Source organism: Rhodococcus sp. PAE-6 (assembly GCF_025290685.1).
Lineage (GTDB): Bacteria > Actinomycetota > Actinomycetes > Mycobacteriales > Mycobacteriaceae > Rhodococcus > Rhodococcus pyridinivorans.
Genome location: NZ_JAOCLZ010000001.1, coordinates 82454 through 104748 on the forward strand (window position 1 = coordinate 82454; position 22295 = coordinate 104748).

A 22295-nucleotide genomic window follows, 5' to 3' on the forward strand; every position below is an offset into this window, starting at 1 on the left:
TGCGTCGAGGTCAGTTCCGGCGGTCCCCGTTGCGTCCGGCGACCTGCACCGCGACTCGTCCCCACCGGCGCAGCGCGGCGTCGCTCTCGGTCAGCCGCGCCGAGAGCACCGCGACGATCGTCTCCACCGCCCGGGCACTCACCATCTCGTGGTGATCGCAGTCGAGCCGGTACTGGTGGATCTCGCCGGCGATCACGTTGTGCCAGGCCGCCACCGCCGGGACCGGGGTCTCCGAGCGGGCCGCGGTGAAGAACAACGCGTCCCCGTCGAAGGTGTCCGGTTCGTGCCGCCGCGCGGCGCGGGCGGTGTCGGTCGACCCGGCGTGCAGCCGTTCGAGGTGGGCGGCGGTCAGGCCGGTGCCGCCCCCGAACGCCTCGTCGAGCACCGCGGCGGCGTGTTCGAAGCTCGGCTCACCGTCGTCGACGGGAAGCCCGAGATCGCGCAGCATGTCGCGGGTGCCGACGGCCGGGGACGCCCCGACCATCAGGTGGCTGTCGAGCAGGGCGAGGGTGTCGACGATCTCCCCGTCGCGGCGCAGTTCGACGGCGACGGCGTGCGCGACCACCCCGCCGAGCGACCAGCCCAGCAGGTGATATGGGCCGTGCGGCTGCACCCGGCGGATCTCCCGCACGTAGTGGCGGGCCAGCGCGGTGATGGTGTCGTGCCGCGGACCACCGGACAGGGCCGGCAACTGCAGACCGTAGACCGGCCGGTCGTCGTCGAGGCGGTGCGCGAGGGTGCTGTACGGCCAGGCCAGCCCCGCGGCGGGATGGACGCAGAACAGCGCGGTGCCGGTGCCGGGGCGCAGCGGCACGAGCACCCGGAACGCCTCGTCGATGCCGTTGCTCTCCTCGGACTCGCCGCTGCTCAGGTGTGCGGCGAGTTCTGCCGGGGTCGGATGGGTGAAGATCGACGCGATCGGCACCCGCCGCCCGAGTCGTTCCCCGAGCGCCGGTAGCAACCGGGTCGCCAGCAGCGAGGTGCCGCCGAGGTCGAAGAAGTCGTCGTCGACACCGACCCGGTCGAGGCCGAGATGCTCGGCGAACAGGTCGGTGACGAGCTTTTCGAGGTCGGTGCGCGGCGCCCGGTAGTCCCCGACCGGGGCGGTGAAATCCGGGGCGGGCAGCGCGGCGCGGTCGAGTTTGCCGGCCGGGGTGAGCGGGATGTCGTCGAGCACGGTGATCACCGCCGGCACCATGTGCGGCGGAAGATGCTGCGCGACGAACGTTTTCACCTCGGCGGCGGTGATGTCGGTATCGGGGGCGAGGCGGAGGTAGGACACCGGCACGGTCTGCCCGGACGGGGCGGTGTGGCCGAGGGTGTGGGCGAAGACCACCTGCGGGTGCGCGGTCAGCGTGGCGTCGATCTCGCCGAGTTCGACGCGGAAGCCGCGGATCTTGACCTGGAAGTCGGTGCGGCCGACGTAGTCGAGGCGATGATCGGTGGTCCACCGCACCAGATCCCCCGTGCGGTACATCCGCTCCCCCGTGCCGGTGGGATCGGGCACGAATCGGGCGGCGGTCAGCGCGGGCCGGTCGTGGTAGCCGCGGGCCAGACCCGGCCCGGCGACATATAGTTCCCCGGCCACCCCGGCTGGGACGGGTTGCAGCCGCCCGTCGAGGACCAGGGCGTGGAAACCGCGGCTGGGGGTGCCGATGGTGACGGGTTCGCCGACGGTGAGCGGCTCGCCGAGGGAGGTCATGATCGTCGCCTCGGTGGGACCGTAGGCGTCGATCACCCGCCGTGACGGCGCCCAGCGTGCCACCAGCTCCGGTGGGAGTGCTTCGCCGGCGACGAGCAGGGTGTGCAGTTCGGGGACGGTGTGCGGGTCGAGCGAGGACAGCGCGGTGGGGGTGATGAAGGCGTGGCTGACCCGCTGTGCGCGCAGCACCGCGGCGAGGTCGTCGCCGCCGTAGACGTGCGGCGGCACGATCACCAGCGTCGCCGCGGCGCACAGCGCCATCATCTGCTCGAAGATCGACGCGTCGAAGCTCGGCGACGCCAGATGCGACACCCGGGCTGCGGCGGTGACCTGCAGACGGTCGCGTTCCTCCCGGGCGAGGGAGGCCAGGCCGCGGTGGGTGACCGCCACGCCCTTGGGGCGGCCGGTGGAGCCGGAGGTGTAGATCAGGTAGGCCGGTTGATCCGGGCGCAGCACCGTCGGCCGGTCCGCGTCGTCGATCGGTGCGAGCGGCCCGGCGGTGAGGTCGAGGTCGTCGAGGACGAGCCAGTCCACCTCGTCGGGCAGCGCGTCGCGGTGCGCGGCGACGGTGATGCCGATGCGCGCGGCACTGTCGTCGAGCATGAAGGTGATGCGGTCGGCCGGATAGGTGGGGTCGACCGGCACGAATGCCGCGCCGCTGCGCACCGTCGCCCACACCGCGGTGACCGATTCGAGCGAGCGCGGGATCGCCAGGGCGATCACCTGTTCGGGTCCGGCGCCGCGGTCGAGCAGGCGCCGCGCGAGCCGGTGCGCGCGGGCGTCGAGTTCGCGGTAGGTGACCTGCCGGTCGTCGTCGACGACCGCGACCGCGTCCGGGGCGGTGGCAACGGCGGTGTCGAGCAGGTGCGGCCACAGCACCGCCGGTTCGGCCTGCGGTCCGATGGCGGGCACCAGCGCGGTGTGTTCTGCGGCGGTGAGCAGGTCGAGATCGCCGACGGGACGGTGCGGGTCGGCGGCGATCGCGTGCAGCAGCCGGGTGAACCGGTCGGCGAAGCCACGCACCGTCTCGGCGTCGAACAGGTCGGTGGCGTAGACGAAGGCGGCGTCGAGGCCACCTTCGGCGTTCTCCCCGATGAGCAGTTCGAGGTCGAAGTTGCACACCGTCGGGTCGAGGGCGACGCCCTGCACGCTCAGGTGCGGCAGTTCCACCGCGGGCAGTTCGGCGGTGTGGAATTCGATGGAGACCTGGAACAGCGGTGAGTGTGCGGTCGAGCGGGTCGGGGCGAGCGCGTCGACGACCCGGTCGAAGGGCAGGTCGGCGTGCGCGAAGGCATCGAGGTCGCTGTCGGTGACGGCGGTGAGCAGCTCGGTGAACGACGCTTGCGCGGGCACCGCGGTGCGCAGCACGACGGTGTTGACGAACATGCCCACCAGATCGTCGAGGGCGCGGTGTCCGCGACCGGCGACCGGCGAGCCGACGGCGATGTCGTCGCTGCCCGACAGGCGGGCGAGCAGCACCGCGAACGCCGCGTGCACGGTCATGAACACGGTGCTGTGCCGGACGGCGGCGAGCTGCTGCAGCCGGGCGAGCAGATCGGCGTCGACGGTGAAGCGGGTGATGTCGCCGCGGAAGGACTGCTGCGGCGGCCGGGGCCGGTCGGTGGGCAGCGGCAGCACCTCCGGCAGCCCCGCGAGGCGCTGCTGCCAGTAGGTGGTCTGGTCGGCGGCGAGGGTGCCGGGGTCGTCCGGGTCGCCGAGCCGGTCGAGTTGCCACAGGGTGTAGTCGGCGTACTGCACCGGCAGCGGTCCGAACGCCGGGGTCTCGCCGCGGCTGCGGGCGGCGTAGGCGATCATCAGGTCGCGGGCCAGCGGGCCGGTGGAGCCGCCGTCGGCGGCGATGTGGTGTACGACCAGCACGGCGAGATGGTCGTCGCGGCCGAAGGAGAACACCCGTGCCCGCACCGGGATGTCGACGGTGACGTCGAATCCGGCGCCGAGGAAGTCGGCGATGGCGGTGTGCACGGTGTCCTCCCCGGCGGGCACCACGTCCAGCGGCAGCGGGGCGTCGGCGGCGGCGAGGATCCGCTGGTGCGGTCCGGCCGCCGACGCCGGGTAGATGGTGCGCAGGCTCTCGTGCCGGGCCAGCACGTCGTGCAGGGCGGCGCCGAGCGCGGCCGGGGACAGATGCCCGGACAACCGGATCGCCAGGGGGATGTTGTAGGCGGCGGAGGTCGGATCGAACTGGTTGATGAACCACAGTCGTTGCTGCGCCGGGGAGAGCGGGATGTGCTCGGGGCGCGGTCCGGCGATCGGGCCGGAGGTGGTGTCGGCGGTGGGTTCCTCGACCTCGGTGGTGGGCCGGTGGTCGAGGTGTGCGGCGAGCGCGGCGACGGTGGGGGCTTCGAACAGGGCGCGCACCGGCACGGGTCGGCCGAGCCGGTCGCCGAGGCGGGCGACGGCGCGGGTGGCGAGCAGTGAGTTACCGCCGAGGTCGAAGAAGTTGTCGTCGACGCCGAGTCGGTCGAGGCCGAGCACGTCGGCGAGTTCGTCGGCGACGAGCGACTCGAGCGGGTCGGTGGGTGCCGGACGGTCGCCGGTGCCGGCGGTCAGGTTCGGTGCGGGCAGGGCGGCGCGGTCGAGTTTACCGACGGGGGTCAGCGGGATCTCGTCGAGCACGCTGATGACGGTAGGCACCATGTGCGCCGGGAGATGCTCGGAGACGTGGTATTTCACTGCGGAGTGGTCGATGTCGGCGCCGGGTGCGGGGTGCAGGTGGGCGACGAGGACCGTCTCTCCGCTCGGGGCGCGGTGCGCGACGGTGGCGGCGAATCCGACGGCCGGGTGGGCGGCGAGCACGGCGTCGATCTCGCCGAGTTCGACGCGGAAGCCGCGGATCTTGATCTGGAAGTCGCTGCGGCCGACGTATTCGATGCGCAGATCCCGCCGGTCGAGGTCACCGACCCAGCGCACCAGGTCCCCGGTGCGGTACATGCGTTCGCCGGGGGCGCCGTAGGGGTCGGCGACGAACCGGGCGGCGGTCAGCGCGGGCCGGGCGTGATAGCCGCGGGCCAGGCCCCAGCCGGCCAGGTACAGCTCACCGACGGCGCCGAACGGCACGGGTCGCAGCGCGGTGTCGAGGACGACGGCGTGCACCCCGCGCAGCGGACCGCCGAGGGTCAGTGGGTCGTCGACGCCCAGGGGGTCGCTGATCGCGGCCATGATGGTGGTCTCGGTGGGCCCGTAGGCGTCGACGAGACGCCGCCCGGGCGCCCAGGTGGCCTGCAGGTCCGCCGGCCACGCCTCCCCACCGACCGCGAGATCGGTGAGGTCGGTCGGATCCGCCGGGTCGAGGGAGGCGAGCGCGGCGGGGGTGATGAACCCGTGGGTGACCCGCTGCTCGCGCAGCAGCGCGCCGAGTTCGGCGCCGCCGACGATGTGCGGGGGCACGATCACCAGTTCGGCGCCGGACCCGAACGCCAGGAGGTATTCGAAGATCGACGCGTCGAAGCTCGGCGACGAGACGTGCATGACCCGCGCGCCGGGTCCGGCACCGAAGCGGCTGCGCTGGTCGCGGGCGAAGTTGTCCAGGCTGCGGTGGGTGGTGATCACACCCTTGGGGCGGCCGGTCGAGCCGGAGGTGTAGATCAGGTAGGCGGGATGATCGAGCCGCAGCGCGACGGGGCGGTCGGTGTCGTCGATCGTGGTGGTGTCCCCGCCCGCGGCGTCGCGGTCGAGGTCGTCGAGCAGCAGCCACGGCACCGTGTCCGGGAGCCGGTCGCGGTGTGCGGTGGTGGTCACACCGACGGTGGCGCCGCAGTCGTCGAGCATGAATGCGACGCGTTCGGCCGGATAGCGCGGGTCGACGGGCACGAACGCCGCCCCGGTCTTGGTGATCGCCCACATCGCGGTCACCGACTCGACGGAGCGGGCGATGCCGAGGGCGACGAAGGTCTCCGGTCCGGCGCCGCGGCGCAGCAGCACCCGCGCCAGCCGGGTGGAGCGTTCGTCGAGTTCGCGGTAGGTGAGCACCCGCTCCCCCTCGCGCAGGGCCGGCCGGTCCGGGTGTGCGGCGGCGGTCGCGGCGAGCAGTTGCGGCAGGGCGGCGTCGCTGCCCCCGGCCGGGCCGTGCACCGGCAGCAGCGCGTCCTGCTCGGTGGCGGTGAGTGCCGGCAGCGCGGTGATCGGGGCGGCCGGGTCGCCGGTGAGTGCGTCGAGCACAGCGGTGATGCGCGCGGCGATCGCGGCGACGGCGTCGCGGTCGAAGACCTCCGGCAGGTATTTCATGCGCAGGTGCACCGCGGTGTCGGTGTGCACGACCACCGACAGCGGGTAGTGCGCGGCGTCGCGGCCGGTGATGTCGGCGACCCGCATGCCGCCGAGGTCGGTGTCGCGGTCGAGACCGGCGCGTTCGACCGGGTACGACTCGAAGACGGTGAGGGTGTCGAATCGCACGGCGGCCCCGAGGTGCCGGTCGAGGGTGCCCAGGTCGAGATGGTGGTGATCGAGCAGGGCGACCTGTTCGGCCTGCACCCGGTCGACGAGCGCACCGACGGTGTCGTCGGGCCGCACGGTGATGCGCACCGGGACGGTGTTGATGAACAACCCGACCATCGCCTCGATGCCGGGGATCTGCGGTGGCCGCCCGGAGACGGTCGCCCCGAACACCACGTCGGTGCGGCCGGTGAGGGCGCCGAGCACCACACCCCAGGCGGTCTGCACGAGGGTGTTGACGGTGACGCCGCGGGCGGTGGCGGTGTCGTGCAGCCGCACCGACAGGGCGGTGTCCAGGTCGAGGTCGAGGTCCTCGGAGATCCCGGCGGTGGTGCCGGGGCGGTGCTGCGGGGCGAGCAGGGTCGGTTCGTCCACCCCCGCGAGGGCGCGGCGGTAGGCGTCGAGGGAGGCTTCCGGGTCGCGGTCGGCGAGCCAGGTGAGGTAGCTGCCGTAGTGCGGCGCCGGGGGCAGTGCCCGCTGGTCCGCGTCGGTGGCGTAGAGCATCAGCAGTTCCCGGATCAGCACCGGGGTGGACCAGCCGTCGAGCAGCAGGTGGTGGTTCGTCAACGCCAGCAGGTGCCGGCCCGGGCCGGTGTGCACGACGGTCGCGCGCAGCAGCGGCGTGGTCTCGGTGTCGAAGCGGGTGCGTCGATCGAGGGCGAGCAGTTGCGCGGCGGCGTCGTCCGGGTCGGGGTCGTCGCTGGTGTCGGCGACGGTGAACGGCACCTCCACGTGGGTGGGGATGACCTGGACGTGTCCGTCGCCGGCGGCGGGGAACGCCGCGCGCAGCGCCGGATGCCGGTCGAGCAGCAGTTGCAGGGAGCGGCGCATCCGGCTCGTGTCGACCTCGCCGCGCAGGTCGAGGACGAGCTGCACGATGTAGGCGTCGGGGCGGTCCCCGGCGAGCAGGGCGTGGAAGAGCAGCCCGGTCTGCAGCGGCGCGGTCGGCCACACCGTGTCCAGGGGCCCGTAGCGTTGCTCGAGGCGTTCGATGACGTCCTGGTGCAGTCGCACCAGCGGCAGATCCGAGGGGGTCAGGCCACCGGCGTGCGGGCTGCGGGTGTGCCGGGTCAGTGCGGTGGCGGCGGTGGCGAAGTGGTGCGCGAGGGCGGTGACGTCGGTGTCGTCGAGCAGCCCGGCCGGGTACGACCAGTGCACCTCGAGTACCGGCCCGGTAGGGGTGTCGGTGGTGACGGCGTTGATGTCGAGCACCGCGGCGGCGGGCATGTCCGGGCTCTGTGCCCCGCCGTGGGGGAAGCCGTCGATGGGCAGCCAGGGGGTGTCGGTGTCGGTGACCCCGGCGGTGGGGCGGCCGAGATAGTTGAAGCTGACCTGCGGCGTCGGTGCGTTCGCGAGTTCGGTGGCGGTGTCGGGGTCGAGATAGCGCAGCAGCCCGAAGCCGGTGCCGTGGTCGGGGACGGCGGCGAGGTGTTCCTTGACGGTCTTGACGGCGCGACCGGCGGCCGGGCCGGCGGCGAGCGCGTCGTCGAGGTCGATGCCGGTCAGGTCCAGGCGCAGCGGGTGGATGGTGGTGAACCAGCCGACGGTGCCGGACAGGTCGGCGCCGGCGGCGGCATTGCTGTCGCGGCCGTGCCCTTCGAGGTTGAGCAGCAGCTGGGCCGGGTGGTGGCCGCGGTCGCGGCGCCACGCCGCCACCGCGAGGGCGAGTGCGGTGAGCAGGCCGTGGTCGACGGCGCCGTGGAAGGCGTTGGGCACGGCGGTGAGCAGCGCCTCGGTGACGGAGGTGGGCAGTTCGGTGGCGACGGTGATGACGGTGGCGTTGGTGTCGCGGACCGGATCGAAGGGGCGGTGCCCGAGCGGCGGGTTCGGTCCGTCGAGCATGGCGCGCCAGAAGTCGAGTTCGGTGCGGCGGGTGGGGGCGGCGTCGCGCAGGGCGTGGGCCCAGCGGCGCACGCTGGTGCCGGTGTGGAGGGGCAGCAGCGCACCACTCGTGGCGCCGTCGGCCGCGGCGGCCGCCCACGCGGCGGCCAGGTCGGGGACGAGGATGCGCCAGGACACCCCGTCGACGGCGAGATGGTGGATGACGATGAGCAGTCGGCCGGCGCCGCTGGTGGCGTCGAACCACACCAGCTGCACCACCCGCCCGCTGTGCGGGTCGAGGCGGTCGGCGGCGGCGTCGAGTTCGGCGGCGGCCAGGGCGAAGAAGTCGTCGCTGTCCGCGGCGCTGGTCACCGGCACCCGGTGGATGACGGTGTCGACGTCGACGCTGCCCGGGGCGGGCACGTGCAGGACGTGTCCGCCGGGGACGTCCGGCACCGCGTGCAGGTGCACGCGCAGCATGTCGTGCCGGTCGAGGACCGCGGTGACGATCGCCCGCAGCGTCGCCGCGTCCAGGCCGGTGGGCAGGCGCAGCAGCAGCGCCTGCGAGTAGCGGCCGATGCTGCCGCCGCGGTCGAGCATCCAGTGCGCGATCGGCGGTAGCGGCATGTCCCCGACCCCACCGCCGGGTAGTTCCGCGAGGGTTTCGGTGGGGGTGGCGGTGCCGACGACGGCGGCGAGCGCGGCGGGGGTCTTGTGTTCGAACACTTCGCGCGGAGTCAGGTCCAGGCCGGCGGCCTTCGCGCGGGAGACCAGCTGGATGGACATGATCGAATCGCCGCCCAGGGCGAAGAACGAATCGTCCACCCCCACCGTCGGCAGACCGAGGACCTGCGCGAACAGTTCCACCAGCACCGTTTCGTGGCCGCGCGCGGGGGCGCGGGAGACGGTGGTGCGGGCGGCGAAGTCGGGGGCGGGCAGTGCGCGCCGGTCGAGTTTGCCGGTTGCGGTGACCGGCAGCGTGTCGAGCACCATCAGGGTGGACGGCAGCATGTACGCGGCGAGTTCCCCGGCGGCGTGGTCGAGCACCACGTCGACGTCGAGGTCGTGGCCGGGTTCGGGTACCGCGTAGCCGACGAGCCGGTCGGTACCGGAGGTCGGGTCGGTGTGGACGACGACCACGGCGCGGCCGACACCGGGGGCGCGCAGCAGCGCCGCTTCGATCTCGCCGAGCTCGATGCGGAAACCGCGCAGCTGCACCTGGAAGTCGGCGCGGCCGAGATATTCGATCTCGCCGTCGCGGGTGCGGCGCGCCAGGTCCCCGGTGCGGTAGATCCGGTCGCCGGGGGCGCCGTGCGGGTCGGCGACGAACCGGGTGGCGGTCGGATCGGGGCGGTGCAGGTAGCCGCGGGAGAGCTGGGCGCCGGAGACGTACAGTTCGCCGATCACCCCGGTGGGCACCGGATGCAGCCGGTTGTCGAGGATGTGCAGGCGCAGCGACGGCAACGGTGGGCCGATCAGGCTGGCCGCGGCGGTGGCGGCGAGTTCGCGGGTGATGGTGCGGGCGGTGACGTGCACGGTGGTCTCGGTGATGCCGTACATGTTCACCAGCGTCGGGGCGGTGTCGTCGTGGCGCCGGTACCAGCGGTCGAGCTGCCCGAAGTCGAGGGCTTCCCCACCGAAGATCACCCGGCGCAGCGCCGGCAGGTCGGTGCCGGCGGCGCGGTCGGCGTCGATGAGCTGGTAGAAGGCCGTCGGGGTCTGGTTGAGCACGGTGACCCGTTCGCGGCGCAGCAGTGCCAGGAATTCCTGCGGGTTACGGGCGGTGTGGTGGTCGACGACGACGAGCCGGCCACCGTGGGCGAGGGCGCCCCACAGTTCCCACACCGAGAAGTCGAAGGCGTAGGAGTGGAACAGTGTCCACACATCGGAGGCGTCGAAACCGAACATCTCGGTGGTGTCGGTGAGCAGGGTGACGACGGTGCGGTGCGGGACCATCACGCCCTTGGGGCGGCCGGTGGAGCCGGAGGTGTAGATGACGTACGCCGCCGCCTCCGGGTGCACGCGTGGCAATCCGTCACCGCCGCTGGGCATCTCGTCGAGGCGGGTGCGCACGGCCGGGTCGTGCAGGTCCACGATCGGCGGGGTGTGCGGGGGCAGAGCGGTGGCGTGGTCGGCGGTGGTGAGCAGGCACACCGGGGCCGCGTCGTCGAACATGTACGCGAGTCGGTCCGGGGGGAACGCCACGTCGATGGGCAGATAGGCGGCGCCGCTGTGCAATACGGCGAGCAGCGCGACGATCAGGTCGGTGCCGCGCGGCAGGGCGACGGCGACGAGCCGGTCGGGTCCGGCGCCGTGCTCGACGAGCAGCCGCGCCAGGCGCTGCACCCGGTCGGTGAGTTCGTCGTAGCGCAGCGTCCCGTCGGGGGCGGTGACCGCGATCGCCGCCGGGTCGAGTCCGGCGCCGCGGGCGTACAGATCGAGCAGCGACGCCGAGGCGGAGCCGAGCACGCTCGCCGTGGCCGGGCGCAGCGGCGCCGGGGCGGTGGGACGTTCGTCGTCGGTGAGCAGGTCGACGTCGCCGATGGGGCGGTGCGGGTCGGCGGTGACCGCGTCGAGCAGCCGCACCAGCCGCTGCGCGAAGGAGGCGACGGTGTCGGGATCGAACAGGTCGGTGGCGTAGGTGAACGCCGCGGGCATTCCGTCGCTCTCCCCTGTTCCGGTCGGGTCCGGATCCTGCAGGGTCAGTTGCAGGTCGAACTTGGCGACGGGCAGCTCCGGGTCGAGGGCGTCGACCTCGAGTTCGGGCAGCACCAGGTGGGCCCGTTCGGTGTTGCCGTATTCGAGCACCACCTGGAACAGCGGGGACCGGTCGGTCTCGCGGGCCGGGGCGAGCACGTCGACGAGGGTCTCGAAGGGCAGCTCGGTGTGCCCGAAGGCCGCGAGGTCGATCTCGCGGGTGCGGTGCAGGTGGTCGGTGAACGACAGCGCCCCGTCGACGGGGGTGCGCAACACCACGGTGTTGACGAACATGCCGACCAGGTCGTCGAGGGCGCGGTGGCCGCGACCGGCGACCGGGGAGCCGATGACGATGTCGGATGTGCCGGTCAGGCGGGCCAGCAGCGCCGCGAACGCTGCGTGCACGGCCATGAACACGGTGGTGTCGTGCTCGGCGGCCAGCGCCTCGAGGCGCCGCTGCACGTCGGCGGGCACGGTGAAGCGGTGCAGGGCGCCGTGGAAACTGCGCTGGGTGGGGCGCGGCCGGTCGGTGGGCAGCGGCAGCAGTTCGGGGGCGTCGGCTAGGGTGTCGCGCCAGAACCGCAGCTGCGCGGCGGCGAGGGAGGTCGGGTCGTCCGGGTCGCCGAGCAGCCGGCGCTGCCACAGGGCGTAGTCGGCGTACTGCACCGGCAGCGGCGACCGATCCGGGTCCGTCCCGCCGGTGCGGGCGGTGTAGGCGAGCATCAGGTCGCGGGCCAGCGGCGCCATCGACGAGCCGTCCGCGGCGATGTGGTGCACCACCACCGCCAGGACATGGGCGTGCTCGTCCAGGCGCCACAGCCGTAGCCGCACCGGCACCGCCGCGGCCACGTCGAAACCGGCACCGACGAAGTCGGCGAGGTCGGTGGGCAGGTCGTCGCCGGTGACCGGCCGCGCCGTGAGCGCCGGCAGCACCCGGTCGGTGTCGACGACGACCTGGCGCGGGCCCTGTTCGTCGCCGGGATACCAGGTGCGCAGGCTCTCGTGCCGGTCGAGCACGTCGCGCACCGCTCCGGTCAGTGCCGCGACGTCGAGGCGGCCGGACAGGCGGATGGCGAGCGGAATGTTGTAGGCGGCGGAGGTGGTGTCGAACTGGTTGACGAACCACATGCGTTGCTGGGCCGGGGACAGCGGCAACCGTTCGGGCCGGTCGGCGGCGACCAGCGGCACCCGTCCGTGCCCACCGTGATCGTCGAGGATCCGCGCGGCCAGCGCCCGCACCGTGGGCGCCTCGAACAGGGCGCGGACCCCGGCGTCGGTGCCGAGCGCGGCGTTGAGGCGGGCGACGACGCGGGTGGCGATCAGCGAGTTGCCGCCGAGATCGAAGAAGTTGTCGTCGACGGAGACCTGCGGGTGCCCGAGGACCTCGGCGACGATCTCGGCGACGGTTGCCTCGAGGTCGGTGCTCGGGGGACGGTAGTCGCCGCCGAGCCGTGTCAGGTCCGGCACCGGCAGGGCGCGGCGGTCGAGTTTGCCGACCGGGGTCAGCGGCAGCTCGTCGAGCACCACCACCGCGGCGGGCACCATGTGACCGGGCAGCCGCGCCGCGGCCCAGGCGCGCAGTGCCCGCGGATCGATCTGCGTGGCGGTGGTGTCGGTGGTGTCGGGCAGTATGTAGGACACGAGCACGGTGTCGCCGCTGGGTGCGGGGTGCCCGATGGTGTGGGCGAAGGCGATCGCGTCGTGGGCGGTGAGCGCGGCGTCGATCTCGCCGAGTTCGATGCGGAAGCCGCGCACCTTGACCTGGAAGTCGGAGCGGCCCAGATATTCGACGGTGCCGTCGTGCCGCCAGCGCACCACATCCCCGGTGCGGTACATGCGTTCGCCGGGGGTGCCGTAGGGGTCGGCGACGAACCGGGCGGCGGTGAGGTCGGGGCGGCGATGGTAGCCGCGGGCCACGCCCGGCCCGGCGATGTACAGCTCGCCGGCCACCCCGACGGGGACGGGCCGCAGCCGGTCGTCGAGGACGGTCTGGTGGAAGCCGACGGCGGGGCCGCCGATGGTGACGGTGTGCCCGGGCCGCAGCTGCGGGCTGACGCTGGTCTCGATGGTGGCCTCGGACGGGCCGTAGCCGTTGAACATGCGCCGTCCCGGCGCCCAGCGCGCCACCAGTTCCGGTGGGCAGGCCTCGCCGGCGACGACGAGGACCTCGAGGTCGTCGAGTCCGGTGGGGTCGAGGGACGCGAGCGCGGTGGGGGTGATGAAGGCGTGGGTGACCTTCTCCTCGCGCAGCAGCCGGGCGAGTTCGTCGCCGCCGTAGATGTCCGGCGGCACGATCACCAGGGTGGCGCCGGCGCAGAACGCCTTGGTGAACTCGAAGATCGACGCGTCGAAGCTCGGCGACGCCAGGTGCGAGACGCGAGCCTGGTGGGTGATGGTGAAGTGGCTGCGCACCTCGGCGTTGAGGTTGGTCATGCCGCGGTGGGTGACCACCACGCCCTTGGGGCGGCCGGTGGAGCCGGAGGTGTAGATCAGGTAGGCCGGGTGGTCGAAGTGCAGCGCGGCGGTGCGGTCGGCGTCGGTGATGGGTGCGTCGCTCGTCGCGGCGATCCGGGCGGCGACGGCGTCGTCGTCGAGCACCAGCCACGGCACCTCGGCGGGCAGCGCGTCGCGGTGCGCGGCGGTGGTGATGCCGAGGGCGGCAGCGCTGTCGGTGAGCATGTAGCTCACCCGCTCCGGCGGGTAGGCGGGGTCGACGGGCACGAACGCCGCGCCGGTCTTGGTGACCGCCCACACCACCGCGACCGATTCGAGCGAGCGGGTCAGCGCGAGCGCGACGACGGTTTCCGGGCCGATCCGGTGCTCGTCGACGAGCAGCCGCGCCACGCGGGTGGACCAGGCGTCGAGTTCGGCGTAGGTGATCTGCCGGTCGGCGAAGCGCAGGGCGACCGCGTCGGGCAGGATCGCGGCGATCGAGGTGAGCAGTTCCGGCCACAGTTGCGGTGAGACCGGTGGCAGGCCCCGCGCCGGGGCCAGGTCGGCCAGTTCCCGGTCGGTGACGATGTCAATGTTGCCGACCGCGATGTCGGGGGTGTCGGTGATCGCCTCGACGATGCGCACGAACCGGTCGGCGAACGAGGCGACGGTGGCGGGGTCGAACAGGTCGGTGGCGTAGGTGAACGACGCGCGGATGCCGGCGGGGCCGTCGGCGTCGGTGGTCTCGGCGATGGACAGCTGCAGGTCGAACAGCGCCAGCATCGGGTCGAGGTCGAGCACCCGCACCGACAGGTCGGGCAGTTCGATCTCGGGGCGTTCGGTGTCCTGGAATTCGAGCAGCACCTGGAACAGCGGGGTGTAGGCGGTCGAGCGGGGCGGGTCGAGGACCTCGACGAGCCGCTCGAACGGCACCTCGGTGTGCCCGAAGGCGGTCAGGTCGCCGGTGCGGATGCGGTCGAGCAGCGCGGTGAACGGCTCGTCGTCGTCGACCCGGGCGCGCAGCACCACGGTGTTGACGAACATGCCGACCAGGTCGTCGAGGGCGCGGTGGCCGCGCCCGGCGACGGGGGTGCCGACGACGATGTCGTCGCTGCCGGACAGGCGGGCGAGCAGCACCGTCAGTGCGGCGTGCACCAGCATGAACACCGACGCGTCGTGGGCGCGGGCGATGTCGAGCAGCCGGCGGTGCGCGGCCGCGTCGAGGGTGAATGGGATGCGGGCGCCGCGCCGCGACGGCTGCACCGGGCGCGGCCGATCCAAGGGCAGTTCGAGCAGTTCCGGGGCGCCGGTGAGGGTTGCGCGCCAGAAGCGGAGCTGTTCGGCGGCCAGGGAGGTCGGGTCGGTGTCGTCGCCGAGCACCCGGTGCTGCCAGAGGGTGTAGTCGACGTACTGCACCGGCAGTGGGGTCCACGGCGGGGTCTGCCCGGCGTGGCGGGCGCTGTAGGCGGCGATGACGTCGCGGGCCAGCGGCCCCATGGAGAAACCGTCGGCGGCGATGTGGTGGGCGACGAGCACGAGCACGTGCTCGTCCTCGGCCAGGGCGAGCACCCGGATGCGGGTGGGGATCTCGGTGGCCACATCGAATCCGGCCGCGAGGATCGGGGTGAGCTCGCTGTCGAGGTCGGTGCCGTCGTCGACGGTGAGCATCACCAGATCGGGGACGGCGGCGCCGGTGGGCACCACGACCTGCACGGGCCCGTCGTCGGTGAGCGGATAGCGGGTGCGCAGCGATTCGTGTCGGGCGACGACGTCGCCGATGGCGTGCTGCAGCGCCGCCTGATCGAGCCTGCCGCTCAGGCGCAGCGCGACGGCGATGTTGTAGGCCGGGGAGGTGGTGTCGAACTGGTTGATGAACCACATCCGCTGCTGCGCCGGGGACAGCGGGACCGGGTCGGGGCGCGGCCCGGCCACCGGGGCGCCGCGCCCGGCGCCGGTGCGGTCGGGCTGGTCGAGATGCGCGGCGAGATCGGCGACGACCGGATGGTCGAAGATCTCCCGGATGCCGAGCTCACCGCCGGTGTCCGCGGCGAGCCGGGCGGCGGCGCGCATCGCGAGCAGGGAGGTGCCGCCGAGGTCGAGGAAGTGGTCGTCGGCGCCGACCCGGTCGACGCCGAGCAGGTCGGCGAAGACGGTGGCGACGAGCTGTTCGGTGGGGGTGCGCGGCGCCCGGTAGCCACCGGCGGCGGTCGGTGCCGGCGGAGCGGGCAGCGCGTTGCGGTCGAGTTTGCCGTTGGGGCCGACCGGCAGCGCGTCGAGGACGACGAGGGCGGCGGGCACCATGTAATCCGGCAGGTGCGCGGCGAGATCGGCGGTGACCGCGGCGGTGTCGATGCTCCGGCCCGGGGTGGGCACGAGATAGCCGGTGAGCCGGTCGTCGGCGCCGTGGTGGACGAGCACCACCGCCTGCCCGATCTCCTCGCGGGCGCGCAACACCTGCTCGATCTCCCCGAGCTCGATGCGCAGACCGCGGATCTTGACCTGGAAGTCGGTGCGCCCCAAGTACATCAGGGCACCGTCGGCGCGGCGGGTGGCCAGATCCCCGGTGCGGTACATCCGCTCCCCCGGCGCCCCGAACGGGTCGGCGACGAACCGGTCGGCGCTCAGGCCCGGGCGGTCGAGATAGCCGCGGGCGAGTTGGATCCCGGCCAGATACAACTCGCCGGCGGCGCCGGCGGGCACCGGATGCAGCCGCGCGTCGAGCACGTAGGCGCGGGTGTTCCACACCGGGCGCCCGATCGGCACCGACCCGGCACCGGTGTCGGTGGTGGTCCAGGCGGTGACGTCCACCGCGGCCTCGGTGGGCCCGTACAGATTGTGCAGGGCGGTGTGCGGCAGCGCCTCCCGCAGCGCGGCGGCGGTCTCGGCGGGCAGCGCCTCCCCCGACGCGAACACGTGCCGCAGCGCGAGCGGCTCCCGGCCGCGGCCGTGCAGGGCGTCGACGAACACCGCGAGCATCGACGGCACGAAATGCGCCACGGTGACCCGCTCCTCGGCGAACAGCCGCAGCAGGTAACCGGGATCGCGGTGCCCGCCGGGGGCGGCGACGGCCAGCCGCGCCCCGACCTGCAGCGGCCAGAAGAACTCCCACACCGACACGTCGAAGGTGGCGGGGGTCTTCTGCACCACCGTGTCGTCGGCGGTCAGCGGATAGGTGTGCTGCATCCAGCGCAACCGGTTGGCGATCGCGGCGTGCGGCACCGCCACCCCCTTGGGGCGGCCGGTGGAGCCGGAGGTGAAGATCACGTAGGCGAGATGCGCGCCGGTCGGCTCCGGTCGATCCGCCGAGGTGAGGGCCGCCGGGGATTCGTCGGCGAGATCGAGGCGGTCGATGCGCAGCACCTCGGCGCCGGTGTCGGGCAGGGCGTCGGCGACATCGCTGGTGGTGAGCACCGCGCGCGGGGCGGCGGTGTCGAGGACGTAGCGCAGCCGCTCGGCGGGATGCTCCGGATCCAGCGGCAGGTAGGCGGCACCGCTCTTGACGATCGCGTACATGCCGACGAGCAGATCCAGCGACCGCGGCGCGGCGAGGGCGATCACCCGGTCCGGTCCGGCGCCGGCGCGCAGCAACCGCCGCGCGAGTCGGTTGGTGACCGCGTCGAATTCGGCGTAGCCGAGGGTGTGGCCGTCGACGGTGACGGCCGGGGCGTGCGGGGTCGCGGCGACCTGCGCGGCGACCAGTTCCCCGAGGGTGGTGGCGGGTCCGGTGTCGGCGGTGGTGGCGTTCCACGTGTCGAGGACGGTGCGGCGTTCGTCGGCGGTGAGCAGCTCCACGTCGCCGACCGGCACCGCCGGATCCGCGGTGACCGTCTCGAGCAGCCCCACGAGGCGCTGCCCGATCGCGGCGGCGGTGGCGGGATCGAACAGGTCGGTGGCGTAGGACAGCGCGCCGCGCAGTGCGTGGGTGCGGCCGTCGCCGTCGGCGACCGCGCCGAGCTGCAGATGCAGGTCGAATTTGGTGGTGTGCGTGTCGATTTCGGCGATGTCGACGTCCAGGCCGGGCAGGGTCAGGTGCGCGCCGGTGGTGTCGGAGAAGGCGAGCATCACCTGGAACAGCGGCGAGTAGGCCGCCGAGCGGGCGGGCACCACGGCGTCGACGAGCCGGTCGAACGGCAGGTCGGTGTGCGCGAAGGCCGCCAGGTCGGTGTCGCGCACCGCGGCGAGGAAGTCTGCGAAGGACAGGTCGGCGGGTACGGCGGTGCGCAGCGCGACGGTGTTGACGAACATGCCGACCAGGTCGTCGAGGTGGCGGTGGCTGCGCCCGGCGACGGGGGTGCCGACGACGATGTCGTCGCCGCCGGACAGGCGGGCCAGCAGCACCGCCAGGGCGGCGTGCACGACCATGAACTCGGTGGCGGTGTGGGCGTGGGCGAGCTGCCGGATCCGCCCGTACAGCTCCGGGGTGATCTCGACGTCGACGCTCGCGCCGCGGAAGGACTGCTGCGGTGGGCGCGGCCGGTCGGTGGGCAGCGCCAGCAGGTCGGGGGCGCCGGTGAGGATCTCGCGCCAGTACTCGAGTTGCCGGGCGGCGCGGGAGGTCGGGTCGTCGACGTCGCCGAGCAGATCCGCGAACCACAGGGTGTAGTCGGCGTACTGCAGCGGCAGCGGCGCCCAGTCCGGGGCGGTGCCCGCGGCGCGGGCGGCGTAGGCGGTGACCAGATCCCGGGACAGCGGTGCCAGCGACGCGCCGTCGGCGGCGATGTGGTGCACCACCACGGCGAGCACGTGCTCGTCGCCGGCGACGCGGAACAGCCGCATCCGCAGCGGCGGGTCGACGGTGACGTCGAAACCGGCCGCGACCACCGCCGCGACGTCCGCGTCGAGATCGTCCGTGACCGTGGGGGTCAGATCCAGGGCGAGCGCGTCGACGGGCAGCACCTGCTGGATCGGCCCGGCCGGGGTGGCCGGGTAGACGGTGCGCAGCGCCTCGTGCCGGTCGAGCACATCGCGGGTCGCCGCGACCAGCGCCGCGTGGTCGAGGGCGCCGCGCAGCCGCAGCGCGATCGGGATGTTGTAGGCGGCCGAGGACGGGTCGAGCTGGTCGACGAACCACAGGCGTTGCTGGGCGGCGGAGACCGGGATGCGGTCCGGGCGCGGCAGCACCGGCGCCGGGGCGGGCCGGTCGACGTCGTCACCGGCGGGCAGGTTCGCCGCCAGCGCCCGCACGGTGGGGGCCTCGAACAGCGACCGCACCCCCAGATCGGTGCCGAAGGCGTCGTTGATGCGGGAGATCACCCGGGTGGCGACCAGCGAGTTGCCGCCGAGCTCGAAGAAGCTGTCGTCGGCGCCGACCTCGGCGACGCCGAGCTGGTCGGCGAAGATCGCGGCCAGCGCGGTCTCGGTCGGCGACATCGCCGCCGCCCCACCGGCGCCGGCGAAGACCGGTTCGGGCAGTGCCGTGCGGTCGAGTTTGCCGACGGCGGTCAGCGGGATCTCGTCGAGCACCATGATCGCGGCGGGCACCATGTGGGCGGGCAGCCGCGCCGCGAGCGCCGCGGCCAGCTGCTCCGGGTCGAGGGTGCAGCCGGCATCGGGCAGCACATAGGACACGAGCATCTGTTCCCCGGAGGGCGCGGCGCGGCCCAGGGTGACGGCGAAGGCGACGTCGGGGCGGTCGCTGAGGGCGGCGTCGATCTCACCGAGTTCGATGCGGAACCCGCGGATCTTGACCTGGAAGTCGGAGCGGCCGAGATATTCGACGGTCACCGAGCGGGCGGGACGGTGCGGGTCGCGGATGCGCCAGCGGGTGACGTCACCGGTGCGGTACATGCGCGAGCCGGGAGGGCCGAAGGGGTCGGCGACGAAACGGGTGGCGGTCAGGCCCGGCCGGTCGTGATAGCCGCGGGTGACGCCCGGCCCGGCGATGTACAGCTCCCCGGCGATCCCGACCGGCACCGGGTGCAACCGGCCGTCGAGGATCAGCTCGTCGATACCGCACACCGGGTGGCCGATGGTGACGGTCTCCCCCGGCACCAGCATGTCGGTGATATTGCAGACGATGGTGGTCTCGGTGGGCCCGTACGCGTTGTACATCCGGCGGCCGGGTGCCCAGCGCGCCACCAGTTCCGGTGGGCACGCCTCGCCCGCGACGGTGACCGCCTCGCATTCGACGCCGGTCGGGTCCACCGACGCCAGCGCGGCCGGGGTGGAGAACAGGTGGGTGACCTGTTCGCGGCGCAGCAGCGCCGCCAGTTCGTCGCCGCCGTAGATGTGGGCGGGCACCACCACGAGGGTCGCGCCGATGGCGAAGGCGGTCATGTACTCGAAGATCGACGCGTCGAAGCTCGGCGAGGAGAAGTGCGAGACCCGGGCCGCCGGGGGTGGGGCCAGGCGGGTGTGCAGGGTCGCCGACAGGTTCGCCAGGCCGCGGTGCGGCACCACCACACCCTTGGGGCGGCCGGTGGAGCCGGAGGTGTAGATCAGGTAGGCGGGATGGTCGAACAGCAGGGTGGCCGGCCGGTCGTCGTCGGTGATCGGCTCATCGCTCGCCTGCGCGATCCGCGCGTCGAGATCCGGATCGAGGACGAGCCAGGGCACCGTGTCGGGCAGCTCGTCGCGGTGCGCGGCGGTGGTCAGGCCCAGGATCGCCCCGGAGTCGGTGAGCATGTACTCGATGCGTTCGGCCGGATACTTCGGGTCGACGGGCACGAAGGCGGCCCCGGACTTGGCGATCGCCCAGATCACCGCCACCGATTCGAGGGAGCGGGTGATGCCGACCGCGACGAAGGTCTCCGGTCCGGCGCCGGCGTCGATGAGGACGCGGGCGAGCCGGTTGGACCAGGCGTCGAGTTCGCCGTAGGTCATGCGCCGGTCCTCGCACACCACCGCCTCGGTGTCCGGCACCACCGCGGCGACCGCGCACAGGATCTCCGGCAGGGTCTGCGCGGAGCGGGCCGGGTCGCCGTGCGCCGGGACCAGACCGGCGACCTCGTCGCTGCCGACGAACGGCAGATCCCCGATGGGCAGGTGCGGGTCGGTGAGCACCGCGGTCAGGGCGCGGCCGAGTCGCCGGCCGGTGGTGGTGGCGGTGTGCGCGTCCACCCGGTCGGGCCGGTAGCCGGTGCGGACCTGCAGGGCGGTGCCGGTGGTGTCGATCGTCACGCGTAGCACCGCGTCCGCGGGGGCGGAGGTCGGGTCGTCGAGGGTGAGCACCACCGGGCAGGCGGGGGCGAGGCCGGCGAGCACGGCCGGGTCGACCTCGGCGTGGGCGGCGAGATCGGCGCCGAGGGTGCGCACGCGCCGCACCAGCTCGGCGAAGGGCTCGGCCGGGTCCAGCTCGACGCGCAGCGGCAGCACCCGCCCGTCGCGGGCCACGCCGACGAGGACGTCGTCGTGACCGGTGAGCCGGGCGATGAGCGCCGCCGTGGCGGCGTGCAGCACGGCGGCGACGGTGGTGTCCGGGGCGTCGCCCTCGGTGGTGGCGAAACGCGCGGCGAGCGCCGCGGCCGTGACCGCCAGGCGGTCCTCGACGTCGGCGGGGGTGTCGTCGGCGGGGGCGGTGACGGGGCGGGGCAGTTCGAGGCGTTCGGCGGCGTCGGCGAGCTGCTGCCGCCAGAAACCGGCGTCGGCGGCGGCGCGGCGGCGCTGCTCGCCCAGGGTCACGCTGGCCGGATGGATCACGGCGACCGCGCGGTCGGGGGCGCTGCGCAGGAAATCGTCGAGCAGTTCGACGAACCGGTCGTGGTGGGCACGGAGTTCGTCCTCGTCGTAGCGGTGCGGGTTGCCGCGGAAGTCGAGGAAGGTCCGGGCCGGGTCGCCGCTCTGATAGATGTTGACCAGCAGGTCCTCGACGGGGCCGGAGGTCATGATGTGGAACTCGCCGCGGATGTCGCCGAGCACGATCTCCTGCCGGAACAGCATGACGTTGACCATCGGCCCGGCATAGCGGTACGGGTCGCCGGCGGCGCCGGTCTCGCGGCGGATGTCCTCGAGGCTGAATCGCTGGTGGCGCAGCGCCCCGGTGAGTTCGAGCTGCACCCGCCGCACCAGGTCGGTGCGGGTGTCGTCCGGTTCGAGAAAGATGTGCAGCGGCGCGGTGTTGACGAGCATGCCGCCGGAGCGGCGGGCCATGGCGGTGGTGCGGGCGAAGACCGGCAGGTTGATCATCACGTCGTCGCGGCCGGTCATCCGCGCCAGATAGCACGCGAACGCCGCGATGACCGCCGCCGTCGAGGACAGTCCCGGTTCGTCGTCGACCGCGGTCAGCGCGTCGACGAGGTCGTCGGGGAGGGTGTGGCTCGACAGCAGCGACACCGCCGCGGTGGGGGCGTCGCGTTGCGCCAGAGTCGAGCCGTCCTCGAGTCCGGCGACCCGCTCGATCCAGTAGTCGCGGTCGGTGCGGTAGCGCTCGGAGGTGCGGTACTCGCGGTCCCAGTCGTACAGGGCGCGCAGGTCGGCGGCTTTCGACGGTTCCGGCTCGCGGCCGTCGATCTCCGCGGTGTAGAGGGCGGCGATGCGGTTGACCATGGTCATCGCCGCGAATCCGTCGAGGGCGACGTGGTGGATGCGGGCGTACCAGAGGAACCGGTCGTCGGCGACCTGCAGGATCGTCATGTTCACCAGCAGGTCGTTCGCCAGGTCCACCGGGGTGGCGTAGTCGGCGGTCATCCACTCGTGCGCCGCGGCCATCGGGTCGGGTTCGCCGCGGAAGTCGAGCAGCGGGATCCCGTTGCGGTCCTCGACGGTGGGGTCGACGTACTGGACGGGTTCACCGTCGACGTCGACGACCCGCAGATAGGCGGACCGGAACTCGGCACCGGCGCGATATCCGCAGCGACGCAGCAGATCCAGGTCCGGGGCGCCGCGCAGATCCACATACTGCGCGATGCACACGGGTACCTCGGGTGCGAGCTGCTGCGCGAACCAGATGGCCCGTTGCGCGGACGACAGCGGGAAAGCGCCGGCCGGTATCTGCGGACGACGGTGTCGCAGCGACATGTCCCCTCCGAAAGCGATGTTGTTGGCCGTGATCGGCGTGTGTCCCCCGACATCGCGTGCAGGGGCCGACCCCGGTGCCGCTGGGCGTGCGGCGCCGCGATCGGACCCCCGTTCGATCGTGTGATCCCGTGTGACCGGAACCACACAACAAGCTAGACCACCTGTGCGACCGGTACGACCGGATTGCGGCGACGACCGCACCACCACCCGCCGATGCGCCCCGGAGGCCGTGCCC

Annotated in this window: 1 protein-coding gene; it reads right to left on the reverse strand. The window is 73.2% G+C overall.

From position 1 onward, the window contains the following. Positions 1 to 10: 10 nt before the first annotated feature. Entirely contained in the window at positions 11 to 22060 is a 22050-nt protein-coding gene (locus NVV99_RS00405) for a non-ribosomal peptide synthetase (RefSeq protein ID WP_041803372.1), read from the reverse strand. Positions 22061 to 22295 lie beyond the last annotated feature (235 nt).